15 protein-coding genes, 1 riboswitch and 1 other annotated feature are annotated in these 15142 nt (G+C 42.5%); all 15 genes read left to right on the top strand.

Features of this window, described 5'->3' with window-relative positions; genetic code table 11:
* The 15 genes from sigE to BRLA_RS16745 all read left to right on the top strand — a co-directional run bounded on the left by sigE (nucleotide 1) and on the right by BRLA_RS16745 (nucleotide 15131).
* Nucleotides 1-723 (top strand): RNA polymerase sporulation sigma factor SigE, encoded by a 723-nt coding sequence (gene sigE, locus BRLA_RS16815; RefSeq protein ID WP_003336703.1) that lies wholly within the window; start codon nucleotides 1-3, stop codon nucleotides 721-723.
* Between the two features lie 192 nt (nucleotides 724-915).
* A complete protein-coding gene (sigG, locus tag BRLA_RS16810) occupies nucleotides 916-1695 on the top strand; it encodes an RNA polymerase sporulation sigma factor SigG (RefSeq protein WP_003336705.1) in 780 nt (259 codons plus the stop codon).
* Between the two features lie 206 nt (nucleotides 1696-1901).
* Nucleotides 1902-2180 carry a YlmC/YmxH family sporulation protein gene (locus BRLA_RS16805; RefSeq protein WP_003336706.1) on the top strand — a complete coding sequence of 93 codons (279 nt, stop codon included), beginning with the start codon at nucleotides 1902-1904 and terminating at the stop codon, nucleotides 2178-2180.
* Between the two features lie 113 nt (nucleotides 2181-2293).
* Nucleotides 2294-3124, top strand: coding sequence for a peptidoglycan editing factor PgeF (gene pgeF / locus BRLA_RS16800; protein WP_003336707.1), 831 nt, complete (start codon nucleotides 2294-2296; stop codon nucleotides 3122-3124).
* Complete coding sequence (locus BRLA_RS16795) at nucleotides 3121-3825, top strand: YggS family pyridoxal phosphate-dependent enzyme (protein WP_003336708.1); 705 nt, start codon at nucleotides 3121-3123, stop codon at nucleotides 3823-3825. Before pgeF ends, BRLA_RS16795 begins: the two co-directional genes overlap by 4 nt.
* A 39-nt stretch (nucleotides 3826-3864) precedes the next feature.
* Nucleotides 3865-4293, top strand: coding sequence for a cell division protein SepF (locus tag BRLA_RS16790; RefSeq protein WP_003336709.1), 429 nt, complete (start codon nucleotides 3865-3867; stop codon nucleotides 4291-4293).
* A gap of 25 nt (nucleotides 4294-4318) precedes the next feature.
* A complete protein-coding gene (locus tag BRLA_RS16785; protein WP_003342671.1) occupies nucleotides 4319-4582 on the top strand; it encodes a YggT family protein in 264 nt (87 codons plus the stop codon).
* Between the two features lie 16 nt (nucleotides 4583-4598).
* Nucleotides 4599-5372, top strand: coding sequence for a YlmH family RNA-binding protein (locus BRLA_RS16780; protein ID WP_003336711.1), 774 nt, complete (start codon nucleotides 4599-4601; stop codon nucleotides 5370-5372).
* A gap of 104 nt (nucleotides 5373-5476) precedes the next feature.
* Complete coding sequence (locus BRLA_RS16775; RefSeq protein WP_003336713.1) at nucleotides 5477-5959, top strand: DivIVA domain-containing protein; 483 nt, start codon at nucleotides 5477-5479, stop codon at nucleotides 5957-5959.
* A gap of 82 nt (nucleotides 5960-6041) precedes the next feature.
* Nucleotides 6042-6292 (top strand) — a binding site (T-box leader).
* Between the two features lie 117 nt (nucleotides 6293-6409).
* On the top strand, nucleotides 6410-9190 hold the full coding sequence (gene ileS, locus BRLA_RS16770) for an isoleucine--tRNA ligase (protein WP_187349327.1): 2781 nt from the start codon (nucleotides 6410-6412) through the stop codon (nucleotides 9188-9190).
* A gap of 151 nt (nucleotides 9191-9341) precedes the next feature.
* Entirely contained in the window at nucleotides 9342-10121 is a 780-nt protein-coding gene (locus BRLA_RS16765) for a TraR/DksA C4-type zinc finger protein (RefSeq protein ID WP_003336716.1), read from the top strand.
* Nucleotides 10122-10136: 15 nt separating this feature from the next.
* On the top strand, nucleotides 10137-11258 hold the full coding sequence (locus BRLA_RS16760; RefSeq protein WP_003336717.1) for a mandelate racemase/muconate lactonizing enzyme family protein: 1122 nt from the start codon (nucleotides 10137-10139) through the stop codon (nucleotides 11256-11258).
* A 43-nt stretch (nucleotides 11259-11301) separates the two neighbouring features.
* A complete protein-coding gene (locus tag BRLA_RS16755; protein WP_003336718.1) occupies nucleotides 11302-12792 on the top strand; it encodes an MFS transporter in 1491 nt (496 codons plus the stop codon).
* Nucleotides 12793-12958: 166 nt separating this feature from the next.
* Nucleotides 12959-13060, top strand: a riboswitch (SAM riboswitch).
* 187 nt (nucleotides 13061-13247) lie between these two features.
* Nucleotides 13248-14174, top strand: a complete 927-nt coding sequence (locus BRLA_RS16750) for an ABC transporter permease (protein ID WP_003336720.1) — start codon at nucleotides 13248-13250, stop codon at nucleotides 14172-14174.
* A gap of 3 nt (nucleotides 14175-14177) precedes the next feature.
* Nucleotides 14178-15131 carry an ABC transporter permease gene (locus tag BRLA_RS16745; protein ID WP_003336721.1) on the top strand — a complete coding sequence of 318 codons (954 nt, stop codon included), beginning with the start codon at nucleotides 14178-14180 and terminating at the stop codon, nucleotides 15129-15131.
* The last annotated feature ends 11 nt before the right edge of the window (nucleotides 15132-15142 follow it).

Genomic DNA, 15142 nt, shown 5'->3' with positions numbered 1-15142 from the left:
ATGTACGTAAAAATTCGTCTATATGTCCAATTAATGTGGTATCGCATTTTGCTCAAAATTGGAGTGAAAGCAGAAGAAATCTATTACATAGGTGGCAGTGAAGCGCTTCCCCCGCCCCTAACGCGCGAAGAAGAAGAAGTCTTGCTCGCTCGCCTTCCATCCGGTGATGGAGCCGTTCGAAGTATGTTGATTGAACGCAATCTACGCCTAGTTGTTTATATTGCCCGAAAATTTGAAAATACGGGTATTAACATTGAGGATTTGGTTAGTATTGGGACGATTGGTCTAATTAAAGCAGTGAATACTTTTGATCCTGAAAAAAACATCAAACTGGCTACCTATGCTTCTCGGTGTATTGAAAACGAGATTCTTATGTATTTGCGTCGTAATAATAAGATACGTTCAGAAGTATCATTTGATGAACCTTTAAATATTGATTGGGATGGAAATGAGCTATTGCTCTCGGACGTTCTGGGCACAGAAAATGATACGATCTACAAAAATATTGAGGATCAGGTGGACAGAAAATTATTGCATAAAGCGCTCGACAAGCTCTCTGACCGAGAGCGGGTGATTATGGAATTACGTTTTGGATTAGCTGGGGAAGAGGAGAAGACGCAAAAGGATGTAGCTGATCTCTTAGGTATCTCACAATCGTATATTTCGCGTTTAGAAAAGCGAATAATCAAACGACTACGAAAAGAATTTAACAAAATGGTGTGACGCATAATTTATGAACCTCTGGAAATACTGTTCCTATCCATACCAGAAAGTGGTTTTCACAAAACCATTTTCCCTGCCGCCCTGTTTTTTAATAAGGGATCATTTGCTCCTTTTTCTTGCATGCAAAAGTGAGAGGGCAATAAGGCGGAGTACATACGGATAGGGACTTTTTTTCTCTGAGGAGGGAATGGTGTGTCGCGCAACAAGGTTGAGATTTGTGGAGTAGACACTTCAAAGCTTCCGGTACTAAACAACAAAGAAATGCGGGAGCTCTTTGAACGATTACAGAGCGGTGAGCACTCTGCCAGAGAAAAGTTGGTGAATGGGAACCTACGTCTGGTGTTAAGTGTTATTCAACGGTTTAATAATCGGGGAGAATATGTAGACGATCTGTTTCAGGTGGGATGTATCGGTTTGATGAAGGCGATTGACAACTTTGATCTTGGGCAGAACGTTAAATTTTCGACATATGCTGTTCCAATGATTATAGGAGAAATCAGACGATACCTGCGCGATAACAATCCAATTCGCGTATCGCGTTCCCTGCGAGATATTGCTTATAAAGCGTTGCAAGTACGCGACAGTTTGACGAATAAGCACTCTCGCGAACCCACCATCGTGGAAATTTCTAATGCCTTAAATGTATCGAAAGAGGATGTCGTGTTTGCTCTCGATGCCATTCAGGACCCCGTTTCTTTATTTGAACCGATCTATCAGGACGGAGGAGATCCTATCTTTGTAATGGATCAGATCAGCGATGAAAAAAACAAGGATATCTTCTGGGTTGAAGAGATTGCTCTTCGGGAAGGTATGCAACGTTTAGGGGATCGAGAAAAAATGATTTTGTCCATGCGCTTCTATGAAGGAAAAACCCAGATGGAGGTAGCAGAGGAAATTGGGATATCGCAAGCACAGGTCTCAAGATTGGAAAAAGCGGCGATTTCCCATATGCAAAAGCATGTTCAATCCTAGCTGATATAGCACCAAAAGAATGAACGAAAGGCCAGTTCCCATTGGCAGAATTATAGCAGGCTTTATACCCATGCCTTGTTCAAGTGATAACATATTGCTTGAACAGGGCTATTTTTAATGGAACTACTTTTTAAAACGAAAGGCACATATACATAATAGCGAGGGCTTGAAGGCGAGTAGTTGAAAAGAAAGAGTGGTGAATTCCTATGGTGAAAATTTCAGAATTTCAAATCAAGGAAGTCGTTAACATTATAGATGGGAAGCGGTTAGGGCAAATTTCTGATTTAGAAATCGATTTAAAGGCAGGGCGCGTCGAGGCGATTGTCGTTCCGGGTGAAGGCCGTTTCTTCGGATTGTTTTCAGGCTCAAATGAGTATGTTATTCCTTGGCGAAATATTGTTAAGATTGGGAAGGATGTTGTACTGGTTCGAGTAGAGGAACCCCTTAAACTGGAGTCCAAGCATGCTGATGAGGAGCTTTCCTAAAAGATTGACGAAAAGCAAAACAGATATCACAAAAATCAGAGTGATTTACTTGCCCTGACCGATACAAAACCAGTAAGATATTAGATAGGGTAATATGAGAGGAGAGCAGATACATGGAGCCATTTCAGTTAAACAATACGACTCACACTCTGCATCTAAAGAAATGGGAGTCTGCTTATCCTGGACTAACAGCAGGATTTACGACAAGGTGGGGGATACAGAATACGGATAGTCCACAAGTGTGTAATATGGGATTACATGTGGGAGATGATCCTAACCATGTCATTAAAAATCGCCAACAACTAGCTGATCAGCAGGGATTTTCGTTTGAAACATGGACCTGCGCTGATCAGATTCACGGTAATAAAGTAACCAAAATTTCTGCCGGCCAGATGGGAGCCGGCAGAGATAGTTTAGAGAGTGTCATTACAAATACAGATGGCTTATATACCACTGAGCAAGGGGTTTTCTTAACCTCCTTTTATGCGGATTGTGTCCCTCTCTTTTTTCTTGACCCAATCCGCAATGCGATAGGACTGGCTCATGCAGGATGGAAGGGTACGGTTTCCTTAATTGGACGGGAAATGATAGAGGCTTTTCGTCGGGAGTATCAATCGAACCCAGAGGATATCTATGTAGCAATTGGACCTAGTATCGGGGCCTGCTGCTATGAAGTGGACGAGCGCGTGATGCAGCAGGCTCGTACAGCGGCTTCTAGCTGGGAGCAAGCTGTACAGCCTAGTCACAAAACCAGTCATTACATGCTAGATTTACGCCGGTTAAATCAAGTAATAGTGGAAGAGGCGGGAGTTCCTGCCGATCATATTAGTACGACACATTATTGCACAAGTTGTCGCAACGATTTGTTTTTTTCGCATCGAAAGGATCGAGGGAACACAGGTAGAATGGCTTCATTTATTGGATGGAGGGAGCAAACAACATGACTAGAATGGTAGCAAAAGCTACAGTTGAACAGCGTTTGGTCGATATCGAACAGAAAATATCGGCAGCTTGTAAACGGTCAAATCGTCAGCGTGAAGAGGTAAAAGTCGTAGCTGTGACGAAATATGTAGATACACCCGCAATCGGGGAAATTATCGCCGCTGGGCTAACCCACATCGGGGAAAATCGGATTCAAGATGCCCTTCCAAAGTACGAAGCGTATAAAGACAAGGCGGTTTGGCACTATATCGGTCATTTACAAACAAACAAGATCAAAGATGTAGTGGGGCGTTTTACTTACATACATTCCCTAGACAGATTATCGTTGGCTCAAGAAATAGAAAAACGTGCTAGTAAGCTAGGAATCGTTGTTTCTTGCTTTTTACAAATAAATATTTCCCAAGAGGAAACAAAATTTGGTTTACATCCAGATGATGTCTTGGCTTTTGTCAAAGAAATTAGTAATATGGAACACATAAGCGTTGATGGATTAATGACCATGGCACCGCAAACAGAAGACCCCGAAGAGATTCGGTACGTGTTTCGGGGCTTGCGCGAATGGCAACAACGACTCAAAGAATGCAATTTACCTCGAGTGACTGTCCAAGAATTATCCATGGGCATGTCAGGAGATTTTGAGATCGCAATTGAAGAAGGAGCCACGTTTGTGCGGCTGGGCTCCGTACTCGTGCAACCGGAATAGCAGAATAAGCGCGGCTTTGTCCGGAGAGGAGGAAGGAATTTGGGTGTCATGAATAAACTTATGAATTTTTTTGGTCTGGAAAATGAAGAGTACGTAGAAGAATATGTGGAAGAAGATCGTGAACAGGAAGCTCCTCCTAAGAAAAATGGCCAGAAATCATCAGCGGGAAGCAATGTGGTGAGCCTGCATGCAGCCAGAGACCGGGAAGGTATTAGGCTCATGCTATTTGAACCGCGTCATTATAGCGATGCCCAGGATATCGCAGATAGCTTGCGAAATAGAAGACCTGTTGTAGTTAATTTACAACGTGTGGAGAACGATCAGGCAAAACGCATTATTGATTTCCTCAGTGGCACGGTCTATGCCTTGAATGGGGATATCCAAAAGGTAGGAGAACAAATTTTTGTTTGCACGCCTGATCATGTAGATATCCAGGGAACCATTTCAAGCGTAATAGTAGAAGAGTAAGACATCAAGTTACTGAGGTGAACAGATGTATACATTGGTTGCAATTATTAATTTTGCGTTTCAAATCTACTTTTACATGGTAATTGCCTATGTCTTTATGTCATGGGTGCCACAAATGAGGGAAACGTCTATTGGTCAATTGCTGGAACGATTGGTAGAGCCTTATCTATCTATTTTCCGCCGTTTCATTCCGCCGCTTGGCTTTATTGACCTATCCCCAATGGTTGCCATGATTGCATTGTATTTTGCTAGAGAGGGCCTTTTTTCTTTATTGAGTAGGTTCTTGTAAAGAGAGCGATTTGTAGATGAGTATTTACCATCACTTTAAAAAAGAAGAATATCCATTCGTAGAACGGGCGCTGGAAATGCTAAGGCTAGTGGATGAGCGGCAAATCATACGCTTGACGGATTTCCTTGATCCACGCCAGCTTTTTATTCTACAAAGTCTTACTTCACAAGTACAGGACGTCAGAGTATCGGCATCCGGGGGATACGATGGTGCAGAGAGGGTACGTGCCCTGTTGCATCCTTCCTATATCGTACCTGAGGATGTCGATTTTGGCTTGCGCTTGTTCGAAATTAAGGGTAACCAACGTTTTATTGCATGGGAGCATCGGGATGTCATGGGAGCATTGCTGCATGTAGGCATAAAACGTGAAAAGTTCGGTGATATCTTGGTTAGCGAACATTCGTGTCAAACAGTGGTAGCCGAAGAAATAGCAGATTTTGTGCGAATGCAGGTTGCTTCTATCCATAGGATTCCCGTTAGCTTGCAAGAGATATCTTTTGCTGAACTTACCGTACCTGAGAAAAAAGGAACAAATAAAACCTTTACCGTAATGTCCGCTAGACTTGATGCTATCATTGGAGAGGTATGTAAGCTTTCGAGAGCGAAGGCGTTGCTCCCCATTCGTGCTGGAAAATGCAAAGTCAATCATAAAATCGTCGAAGACCCCTCGCATAGTATTGCTCAAGGTGATATGATTTCGCTTGGTGGCTTTGGTCGATTTGAAATTACAGAGGTAACCGGGCCAACTAAGAGTGGTCGTTTACGTCTGACAGCTTTTATTTTTTCATGATTACGTGCATTTTTCCCGAGCCAAGGCAGGAATTTTTATAGAAACTGTCGAAAACATGGGGTAACTTGCCAACATAAGAAAACGGGGAAAGTGAGGAACTGTCTATGCCATTAACGCCTCTTGATATACATAACAAGGAATTTAGTTCCGGTTTCCGCGGTTATAATGTGGATGAAGTCAATGAGTTCTTGGACCAAATCATAAAAGACTTCGAGCTTATGATCAAGGAAAAAAGGGAAATCGAAGAGCGTATGTCTCTATTAACAGAGCGTTTGGACCATTATAAGAACTTAGAAGAGAATTTGAGCAAATCAATCCTAGTTGCTCAAGAAACAGCAGAAGAAGTGAGAAACAATGCTCGCAAGGAAGCACAGCTTATCTTAAAAGAAGCTGAAAAAAATGCCGATCGAATTATCAATGAAGCCTTGGCTAAATCACGCAAGGTAGCAATTGAGATTGAGGAGCTGAAAAAACGCGCTTCTGTCTATCGCATGCGTTTTCGCACATTGCTCGAAGCACAATTGGAAATGCTGGAAAATGGCGATTGGGACGATTTGCAAAAAATGGATTCTTCCTATGAAGGATAACTAACGGAATAAAGCATTGACGTTCTGTCAAAGATGGAATTATAATGTATAGCAAGTTTTTATTCAGTTTTTACCCATATATCAAACAACGATGATCGGGATAGTAAAGGTGCCAACATCCGTAACAGAGAGCCAGGCGGTGGTGAAAGCTTGGACGGAGCTGCTCCTCGAAAATCACCCAGGAGTTCATACCTGAAAGCGTCCAGCATGATGTGAGTAGGTGAGCGTTACATTCACGTTACGAATGAAATGAGTGGACATGAAACAGCAGGGGCAACTTGCCATATCATGTTTATTAGGGTGGTACCACGGGAAGCTTTTCTCGTCCCTACGGGGATTAGAAAGGCTTTTTTTGTTGGAAAAAAATAGCTGTATATGCTAAATAGCCTGTAATCACCCGGCAATAAAACTGGTATCGTAACTATAATCAAGGAGTGAATACAGATGAGTATCGATTATGGAAAAACGCTTAACCTGCCAAAAACCGAATTTCCGATGCGTGGAAATTTGCCAGTTCGTGAGCCAGAAGTAGAAGCAAGATGGGAAGAAATGGACATCTATAAACAGGTTTTGGAGCGTACTAAGGATCGCCCAAGCTTTATCCTACATGATGGTCCTCCTTACGCGAACGGAGATATCCATATTGGTCATTCTTTAAATAAAACATTAAAGGATATTATCGTACGCTACAAATCCATGGCTGGTTTTTATGCTCCATATATTCCAGGTTGGGATACGCATGGCTTGCCAATTGAACAAGCGATTGTAAACGCACAAAAATTAGATCGCCGAAACATCGAAGTAAACGACTTCCGTAAACGTTGTGAAGAATACGCTTGGAGCTATGTAAATAAACAACGTGATCAATTTAAACGTTTGGGTATTCGTGGCGATTGGGAAAACCCTTATGTAACATTACTACCTGAATATGAAGCAGCCCAAATTCGAGTGTTTGGTGCCATGGCTACAAAAGGCTATATCTACAAAGGTCTGCGTTGCGTATACTGGTCTCCATCCTCTGAAACAGCATTAGCAGATGCAGAAATCGAATACCATGATAAGCGTTCTGCTTCAATCTACGTGCGTTTCATGGTGAAGGATGGAAAAGGTAAATTAGATCAGGATACGGGTGTCATCATCTGGACAACTACTCCTTGGACACTCCCAGCTAACAAGGCTATCTCACTAAATCCCGATTTGGAATATAGTGTAGTGATTGCAGATGGAAATAAATATGTAGTAGCTTCTGGTCTAGTAGAATCCGTAACAAAAGAAATTGGCTGGGAGCAAGTAGAGACTGTCCAAACCTTTAAAGGCTCTGATTTAGAAGGAATTGAGACACAGCATCCATTCTACGACCGTATTTCCCCAATCATTTTGGGTGATCACGTTACATTAGACGCTGGTACAGGTTGTGTTCATACCGCACCAGGACACGGGGAAGACGACTTTAACGTTTCTAAGAAATATAATATCGAAGTACTATGCCCAGTCGATCATGAAGGAAAGATGACACAGGAAGCACCAGGCTTCGAAGGCTTGTTCTATGAAGATGCTAATAAAGTGGTATCTGAAAAACTGAAAGAAAACGGAGCTTTGTTAAAATTAAGCTTCATCACTCACTCCTATCCACATGACTGGCGTACGAAAAAACCAATCATTTTCCGTGCGACAGAGCAGTGGTTTGCGTCGGTAGAAGGCTTCCGTAGCCAAATGCTTGAAGCTATTAAAGAGGTGAAATGGACTCCGCATTGGGGCGAGACACGTCTTGCTAATATGGTGGCAGATCGCAATGACTGGTGCATTTCACGTCAGCGTGTTTGGGGTGTACCAATTCCAATCTTCTATTGTAAAGCATGCAACGAACCAATTATCAATGAACAAACTATTGATCATATCGCTAACTTGTTTGCTAAAGAAGGCTCTGGCGTGTGGTTTGCCCGTGAAGCGGCTGATCTAATTCCAGCAGGATTGACTTGCGATTGCGGTTGCAAAGAATTCCGTAAAGAAACAGATATCATGGATGTTTGGTTCGATTCAGGTTCCTCCCATGAAGCAGTATTGCGTCAACGCGACAATTTAAGCTGGCCTGCTGATTTATATCTGGAGGGTTCTGACCAATATCGCGGCTGGTTTAACTCTTCTTTATCTACTTCAGTAGCTGTTCATGGCAAGGCACCATATAAAAGCATCCTAAGCCATGGTTTCACATTGGATGGTGAAGGACGCAAGATGTCCAAATCACTTGGTAATACGATTGTTCCAAAAGAAGTAACAGACAAGCTAGGTGCTGATATTTTACGCCTATGGGTATCCTCAGTGGACTATCAATCAGACCACCGTATCTCTGATGCGATTCTTGCTCAGAATGCAGAGGTTTATCGTAAAATCCGCAATACGTTCCGCTTCCTGCTTGGTAACCTGGCTGGCTTTGATCCAATGAAAGATCGAGTAGAGTATGATCGCCTGCCTGAGTTAGATCGCTTTATGCTGGCAAAAGCGGCAGAAATGGTAAAACGTACACGCAAAGCATACGATGAATATCAATTCCATACTGTATATCAAACTGTGCATAACTTCTGCACAATCGAGCTTTCTTCTTTCTATATGGATATCTCTAAGGATCGTTTGTATGTTGAAGCGCCAGATAGCGAAGAGCGTCGTGCAGCACAAACGGTTATGTATGATATCTTGCTTGACCTAGTGAAATTGTTATCACCGATCATCCCGCATACAGCAGATGAAGTGTGGCAGTTTATCCCAGGTGTAACAGAGGCGAGTGTACAGCTTACCGATATGCCGGAAGTAAATGAACAGCATTTATTCAGCGAAGAAGAGCAGGCAAGATGGACGTCCTTCTTAGAGGTGCGCGATGAAGTGCTAAAAGCAATGGAAGAAGCGCGCCGCAACAAAGTATTTGGTAATTCCGTCGATGCTAGATTAGTTCTTTATCCACACACGCAGGAAGTATATCAAGTGCTGATGGATATGGAATATTTAGCAGATCTGTTTATTGTAGCTGATATTGAAATGCATGAGGCTGGCACGGAGGCACCTGCGGAGGCTGTTAAGCTTGAAGGCATTTCCGTAGTTGTCCTTGCAGCTGAAGGTGGAAAATGCGAACGCTGCCGTGTCGTAAAAGAAGATGTAGGCACAGTGGAATCGCACCCAACTACATGCGAGCGTTGTGCTACGATTGTTGACGAACACTTTTCACATGTGACGGAGTAAATTTACTTGGTCACACCGTTTCCAAGCGAATTACATTGGTTTTACAAAGAACGTTCTTATTAGGGAAAAAAATTCCCTAGTAAGAACGTTTTTTTGTGGGGCATACTACCAAAACGAGAGCTCTACACTTTTAAGTAAGGATGGTGTCCAGATGGATAAACAGACGCTGGCTCATGTTAAGCAGAGACTCCTGGATGAGAGGGAGAGCATAACAAAACGTTTAGAGGAGAACGATCACTATGGTATGAAAAGCACTATGGGTGAAACTACCTCCGAGCTTTCCACTTATGATAATCATCCTGCAGATATTGCTTCTGAATTGTTTGAGCGGGAAAAGGATATTGCCTTGTACCAGTTGGATCGGGAAACATTAGGCGAGATAGATCAAGCATTAGAACGTATGGATGCAGGAACATATGGCATTTGTACTGTCTGCGGAAAAGAAATTCCAGCCGAAAGATTAGAAGCCCTGCCGCAAGCACTAACATGCAAAGAACATGCCCCGTCTCCAGCTGTTAACAATCAGCGTCCCGTTGAGGAGCAGTTTATGAAACCAGCCTTTGGACGAACTTCGCTGGATGAAAAAGAAGCAAATTCCTTCGATGGCGAAGATGCATGGCAAATTGTTGAATCATGGGGAACCTCCAGTACGCCCTTTTCTTTCCAAGACACGGATAAAACAGATTATAACCATATGTATATTGAGGCAGATGAAGCTGATGGTTATGTAGAAGCCGTGGAGCAGATTGGTTACACCGATATGTATGGCTATCATGGGCCAGACAGTGTTCATTTTATGCGGAGCCATACGTATGATCGATACATGGATCAAAACGAGGGAAAAGGGATATTCATATCGTATGACCAGTATTTAGATGATTTAGCTAAGCAGGAAGCCGATGAGGATATTGATGATCTTAGCAACCTGTAAGATGGAGGTATTTAGTTGATTATCGAACGGATCGAGACATACCCTTGCCTTCACCGGTTACGTGAGCCTTATGGGGATGCAAATGGCTACAAAAAGTATCGTTCCTGTTACATGATTAAAATCGTGACATGCTCGGGACTGGAAGGGTGGGGGGAATGTATTGATTGGTTACCCACGCTGGAGGTGGGCTTTCGCAAACGAATTATTCCCTATTTAATTGGCAAGCAGGCAACAAAGAGAAACAAGCTGGTCACTGTTGTGAAAAAGTGGCATCAACGAGCCGCTACTGCCGTTAGCATGGCCTTAATGGAAATTTTGAGTAAAAGTGGGGGGCTCCCCATATGCGATTTATACGGAGGAATGTGGCGGGACACCATACCTGTCTATGCTTCATTGCAATCGTATCGGGATACACCTTACTGGGAGCAGCAATCTTGTAAACAAGTAGAACAGGCTTTACTTGATGGTTTTCGAATGGCCAAAATTAAAATTGGCGGGAGAACAATAAAAGAGGACCAAGCTCACGTGAAGCTCTTAATGGCTAAGCTTGACTCTCAAATGTCTTTTGCCTTGGATGCAAATCAGAGCTATGATGTGGCTAGTGTAGGAGCATGGCAGCAGCTTTTTTCAGAATGGAGGAATCTGTTGTGGCTAGAGGAGCCCATGCCGATGGATCGCTTGCATGATTATGTTTTATTGCGATCTAAGCTTTCCATTCCATTAGCAGGTGGAGAAAATCTTTTGCATGTAAGGGATTTTCACAATCTATGCCAGCTTGGAGCGATTGATATTGCCCAGCCTGACCCGATGCATGAGGACGGAATCGATGGGTATCGACATACGCTATCAACTGTGCGTAGTTTTGGCTATCGTGTGTCCCCGCATGTATTTGATGGTGCTTTAACAAGGCTGTATGCATTGTTTGCCCAAGCCTGTCTGCCTTCATGGAGCAAGATGACAGGAGATGAAATCGAACCAGTTGAATGGGATATCATGGAAAATCCCTTTGCCAAACTAATTCCTCTCTCTCCGCACCAAGGGATGGTTACGCTGCCAAAAGGAGTGGGACTTGGTATAGAGATCGATACCGACATCCTAGCACACTATAGCTGGGATGGTAGTATATATCAGGCCTAAGTACATTTCATGATTACGTTGATCGTTTAAGAAAAGAGGACGTATGATGGCTCAAGCGCAAAATAACAAGAAAAACCTCATAGGATTAACAGGTGTTCCATTGGTTATGGTACTTGGAAATTCAATGTTAATTCCCATATTGCCAACAATGAAATCGGAATTGCACTTAACTTCTTTTCAAACCAGTTTTTTAATTACTGCTTTTTCTATTGCGGCCGGAATCATTATTCCATTGGCAGGCTATCTATCTGACCGATTTAATCGCAAAGTGGTCATAACGATCGCTTTAACGTTATATGGCGCGGGCGGATTGCTTGCAGGCTTAGCGTCCCTATGGTTAACCAATCCCTACTGGTTAATTATTTGTGGAAGGGTGTTACAGGGAATAGGTGCAGCGGGAACATCCCCCATAGCCATGGCTTTAGTAGGAGACTTATTTGATGGTGCCTCCGAAAGTAAAGCGCTTGGACTATTGGAAACCTCTAACGGGTTGGGTAAAGTGTTAAGCCCGATTTTAGGCGCTCTGTTCGCCTTATGGACATGGTACGCAGTCTTTTTGGCTTTTCCGGTCATATGTGCAGTAGTTCTAACTATTTTTTTGCTATTGGTAAAGGAAAAGAAGCAAAACAAGCAACCCAAATCAGTTAAAGAGTACCTTGGCTCGATTGGCCAGATATTTAAACAAAATGGAAAATGGCTCATTCCAGCCTTTTTTATTGGTAGCATATGCTTGTCTACGCTATTTGGTGTGCTTTTTTATCTATCGGATTTATTGGAGGAGACCTATCAGATTGATGGGATTCTAAAAGGTGCCTTTTTAGCTATTCCCCTGCTGGCTCTGAGCATTATGGCATTTATAACAGGAGCTATTATTAAAAAGAGACTAACGGTAATGCGCTACTTTATTATTGCAGGAATGCTCTTACTTACCATTTCTTATGCTGGGGCAAGCTTTGTTTCTAACGTGTACTTCTTAATAGGAATTCTTGTATTTGGTAGCGTAGGAACCGGCATGATTCTGCCCTGCCTCAATTCTATGATCATTGGAGCGGTTACAAAGACAGAGCGTGGTATGATTACGTCTTTGTATAATGGTGTCCGGTTTATAGGAGTAGCGTTGGGGCCTCCGATTTTTACGTGGTTATTGGGATTTTCGACGAAAGTTATGTTTTATTCGATTGCTTCTGTCACGTTACTATTTGCTATAATTGCATTTTTTACTATAACGCCGCAAAAGGGCAGCAATTCTCAAGGAGCTTCGCAGGAGGGAACTGTTAAAAAGGAATCTTCAGCAGACGGGAATTCAATGGATTCGTCAAGATCAGCCGGTACTAAAAGTGAAGCCGATTCCTCTGCCAAGGAAAAGAATCTTTTGGATCAGAAGGCTTTGGATGAGATGACTTTGTTATTAGAAATGCGAGAGGAAACAAAAGATCAGCAAAAACAGGAGCAATTGAAAAAGGAACTGGGTTTCGACCTAGGAGATTTGTTTGAAAAGCTACTTACCAAAAAAGAAAAAGATAAAACGAAATAGATGCTTAGCCTCCAGATTTTGGAGGTTTTTTTGTATTCTACTATTTCTATAAAAAAATGACTGCTAACAAAAATAAACAAAAGTAAAAACAAGGGTGGTTCTATTGACATTTCAAGTAACGATGATATGATAATGTATAAATTGAATCCGATAATTTTATAACAACTTCTTATCAAGAGCGGTGGAGGGACTGGCCCTATGAAACCCGGCAACCTTGATTCATTCAAAAGGTGCTAAATCCAGCAGAAGTATTTCTGAGAGATAAGAAGAATGGCAGATACATAGACATGAAGCCCTTCTTCTTAGAGAGAAGGGCTTTTTTGCATAAGTTTTTTACAGACAAATGAATGAATCACAAAGGGCGGTCAAAGAGGAAAAAATGTATCCTTGCAAGCATATAACCAAGTATTCCGATATAAAAATAAGGTATTAGAGAAAAGTGGGGGAACTTACGTATGTATCTGTTAAAAAGAATATGTACCATGCTCATAACACTATGGATTATTGTGACACTAACCTTTGTCATTATGCATCTTATACCGGGTGATCCATTTGCTACTGATTCGCAAATGCTACCGGCTGATGTCGTCCAAAATATGCGGGAAAAATATAATCTGGATAAACCAATGGCACAGCAATATTTGTTATATCTAAAGGATTTGGTCCAGTTGGATTTAGGACCTTCCATACAATCAAAATCACGTGATGTAAATACATTGATTGCTTCTGGATTTCCTGTATCGGCAACACTAGGTCTACAAGCGCTATTTTTAGCTTTATTTCTTGGTATTTCCTTAGGAATTATCGCAGCCCTTTATCATCATAAATGGTTGGATTACGTTTCGATGTTTATTGCGATCATAGGGATTTCTGTCCCAAGCTTCATTCTGGCTCCACTGCTAATCAAATTAGTTGCGGTTGAGTGGAGGCTTTTGCCGGCTGCCTCCTGGGGATCATGGAAACATTCAATCCTGCCGTCTGTTACATTAGCGGTCGGTCCTATGGCTATTATCGCCCGCTTTGTTCGGGCTAGCATGCTTGAGGTTTTTAGTCAGAATTACATGAAGACGGCAGAGGCAAAAGGCTTACCTACGTTCGCAATCGTAGTAAAGCATGGCATTCGTAACGCCTTGATACCAGTGTTAACCTTTATCGGTCCGTTGTTTGCAGCACTGATTACGGGCACGTTTGTAGTTGAAAAAATCTTTGCCATTCCAGGCATTGGCAAGTATTTCGTAGATGGCATCTTTAATCGTGATTACCCAGTTGTGATGGGAACAACGGTTTTTTATAGCACGGTCCTGATCTTGTCGTTGTTTTTGATCGATGTGTCATACCGACTGGTGGACCCAAGAATTAAGCTAACGAGCAAGGGGGACTAACAGATGGCGCAATCTTCACTGCATTCTGAACAAGATCATCTTTTTCGACCTGTGGATAAACGAGTTTTTGAGAAGCATCAGATAGATCGTCCTAGCCTAAGCTATGGCAAAGAAATGCTGCGAAAAATCATACAAAACAAGCTGGCGATGCTTGGTTTCAGTTTATTAATCCTTGTGGTCATGCTTTCGCTGATCGGTCCACATCTAGTAGCCTTCAGTCCAGAAAAACAAGATTTGATGCTTGGAAATCTCAACCCTTCCGGTACTCATTGGTTTGGGACAGATGATTTAGGACGAGATATGTGGGCGCGAACCTGGGCAGGTGGACAGATTTCTCTTTTTATCGGCTGTATCGCAGCAACCATCGACTTATTGATTGGCGTAGCTGTCGGTGGAGTCTCGGGTTATATGGCAGGACGCGGTAGGGTAGGGGATCGTATTGACAGCATCCTGATGCGTATTGTCGAGGTTTTATATGGCATTCCTTATTTACTGGTTGTGATTTTATTGATGGTGGTGCTAGAGCCTGGACTGTCCACTATCATTATCGCCCTTTCTGTTACAGGCTGGGTTGGCATGGCTCGTTTGGTACGTGGTCAGGTCTTGCAGTTAAAACAACAAGAGTTTGTACTAGCGGCCGAAAAGCTAGGAACCTCACACGCCAAAATTATTTGGAAGCATCTGTTGCCAAATGCCTTAGGAATTATCATCGTGAATCTGACTTTTACGATACCTCAGGCGATCTTTGCTGAATCCTTTTTAAGCTTTCTAGGTTTAGGGGTACAAGCACCGAGTGCTAGCTGGGGGACGATGGCTAATGATGGTATAGGCGTGATTTTAAATGGCCAGTGGTGGAGGCTGTTTTTCCCGGGCTTATCTATTTCACTAACGATGTTTGCCTTTAATGCTTTCGGAGATGGCTTACAGGATGCACTTGATCCTAAAAGTAAAAAGTAGAAGGGAGGGAT

Source organism: Brevibacillus laterosporus LMG 15441 (assembly GCF_000219535.2).
Classification (GTDB): Bacteria; Bacillota; Bacilli; order Brevibacillales; family Brevibacillaceae; genus Brevibacillus_B; species Brevibacillus_B halotolerans.
This window is presented reverse-complemented; position numbering and strand designations above follow the sequence as displayed.

Excerpts from the sequence above, each read along its gene's own strand:
- sigE (WP_003336703.1), top strand. The coding sequence starts at position 1 with ATGTACGTAAAAATTCGTCTATATGTCCAATTAATGTGGTATCGCATT.
- BRLA_RS16805 (WP_003336706.1), top strand. The coding sequence starts at position 1,902 with ATGGTGAAAATTTCAGAATTTCAAATCAAGGAAGTCGTTAACATTATA.
- pgeF (WP_003336707.1), top strand. The coding sequence starts at position 2,294 with ATGGAGCCATTTCAGTTAAACAATACGACTCACACTCTGCATCTAAAG.
- BRLA_RS16795 (WP_003336708.1), top strand. The coding sequence starts at position 3,121 with ATGACTAGAATGGTAGCAAAAGCTACAGTTGAACAGCGTTTGGTCGAT.
- BRLA_RS16785 (WP_003342671.1), top strand. The coding sequence starts at position 4,319 with ATGTATACATTGGTTGCAATTATTAATTTTGCGTTTCAAATCTACTTT.
- BRLA_RS16780 (WP_003336711.1), top strand. The coding sequence starts at position 4,599 with ATGAGTATTTACCATCACTTTAAAAAAGAAGAATATCCATTCGTAGAA.
- BRLA_RS16775 (WP_003336713.1), top strand. The coding sequence starts at position 5,477 with ATGCCATTAACGCCTCTTGATATACATAACAAGGAATTTAGTTCCGGT.
- BRLA_RS16765 (WP_003336716.1), top strand. The coding sequence starts at position 9,342 with ATGGATAAACAGACGCTGGCTCATGTTAAGCAGAGACTCCTGGATGAG.
- BRLA_RS16755 (WP_003336718.1), top strand. The coding sequence starts at position 11,302 with ATGATGGCTCAAGCGCAAAATAACAAGAAAAACCTCATAGGATTAACA.
- BRLA_RS16750 (WP_003336720.1), top strand. The coding sequence starts at position 13,248 with ATGTATCTGTTAAAAAGAATATGTACCATGCTCATAACACTATGGATT.
- BRLA_RS16745 (WP_003336721.1), top strand. The coding sequence starts at position 14,178 with ATGGCGCAATCTTCACTGCATTCTGAACAAGATCATCTTTTTCGACCT.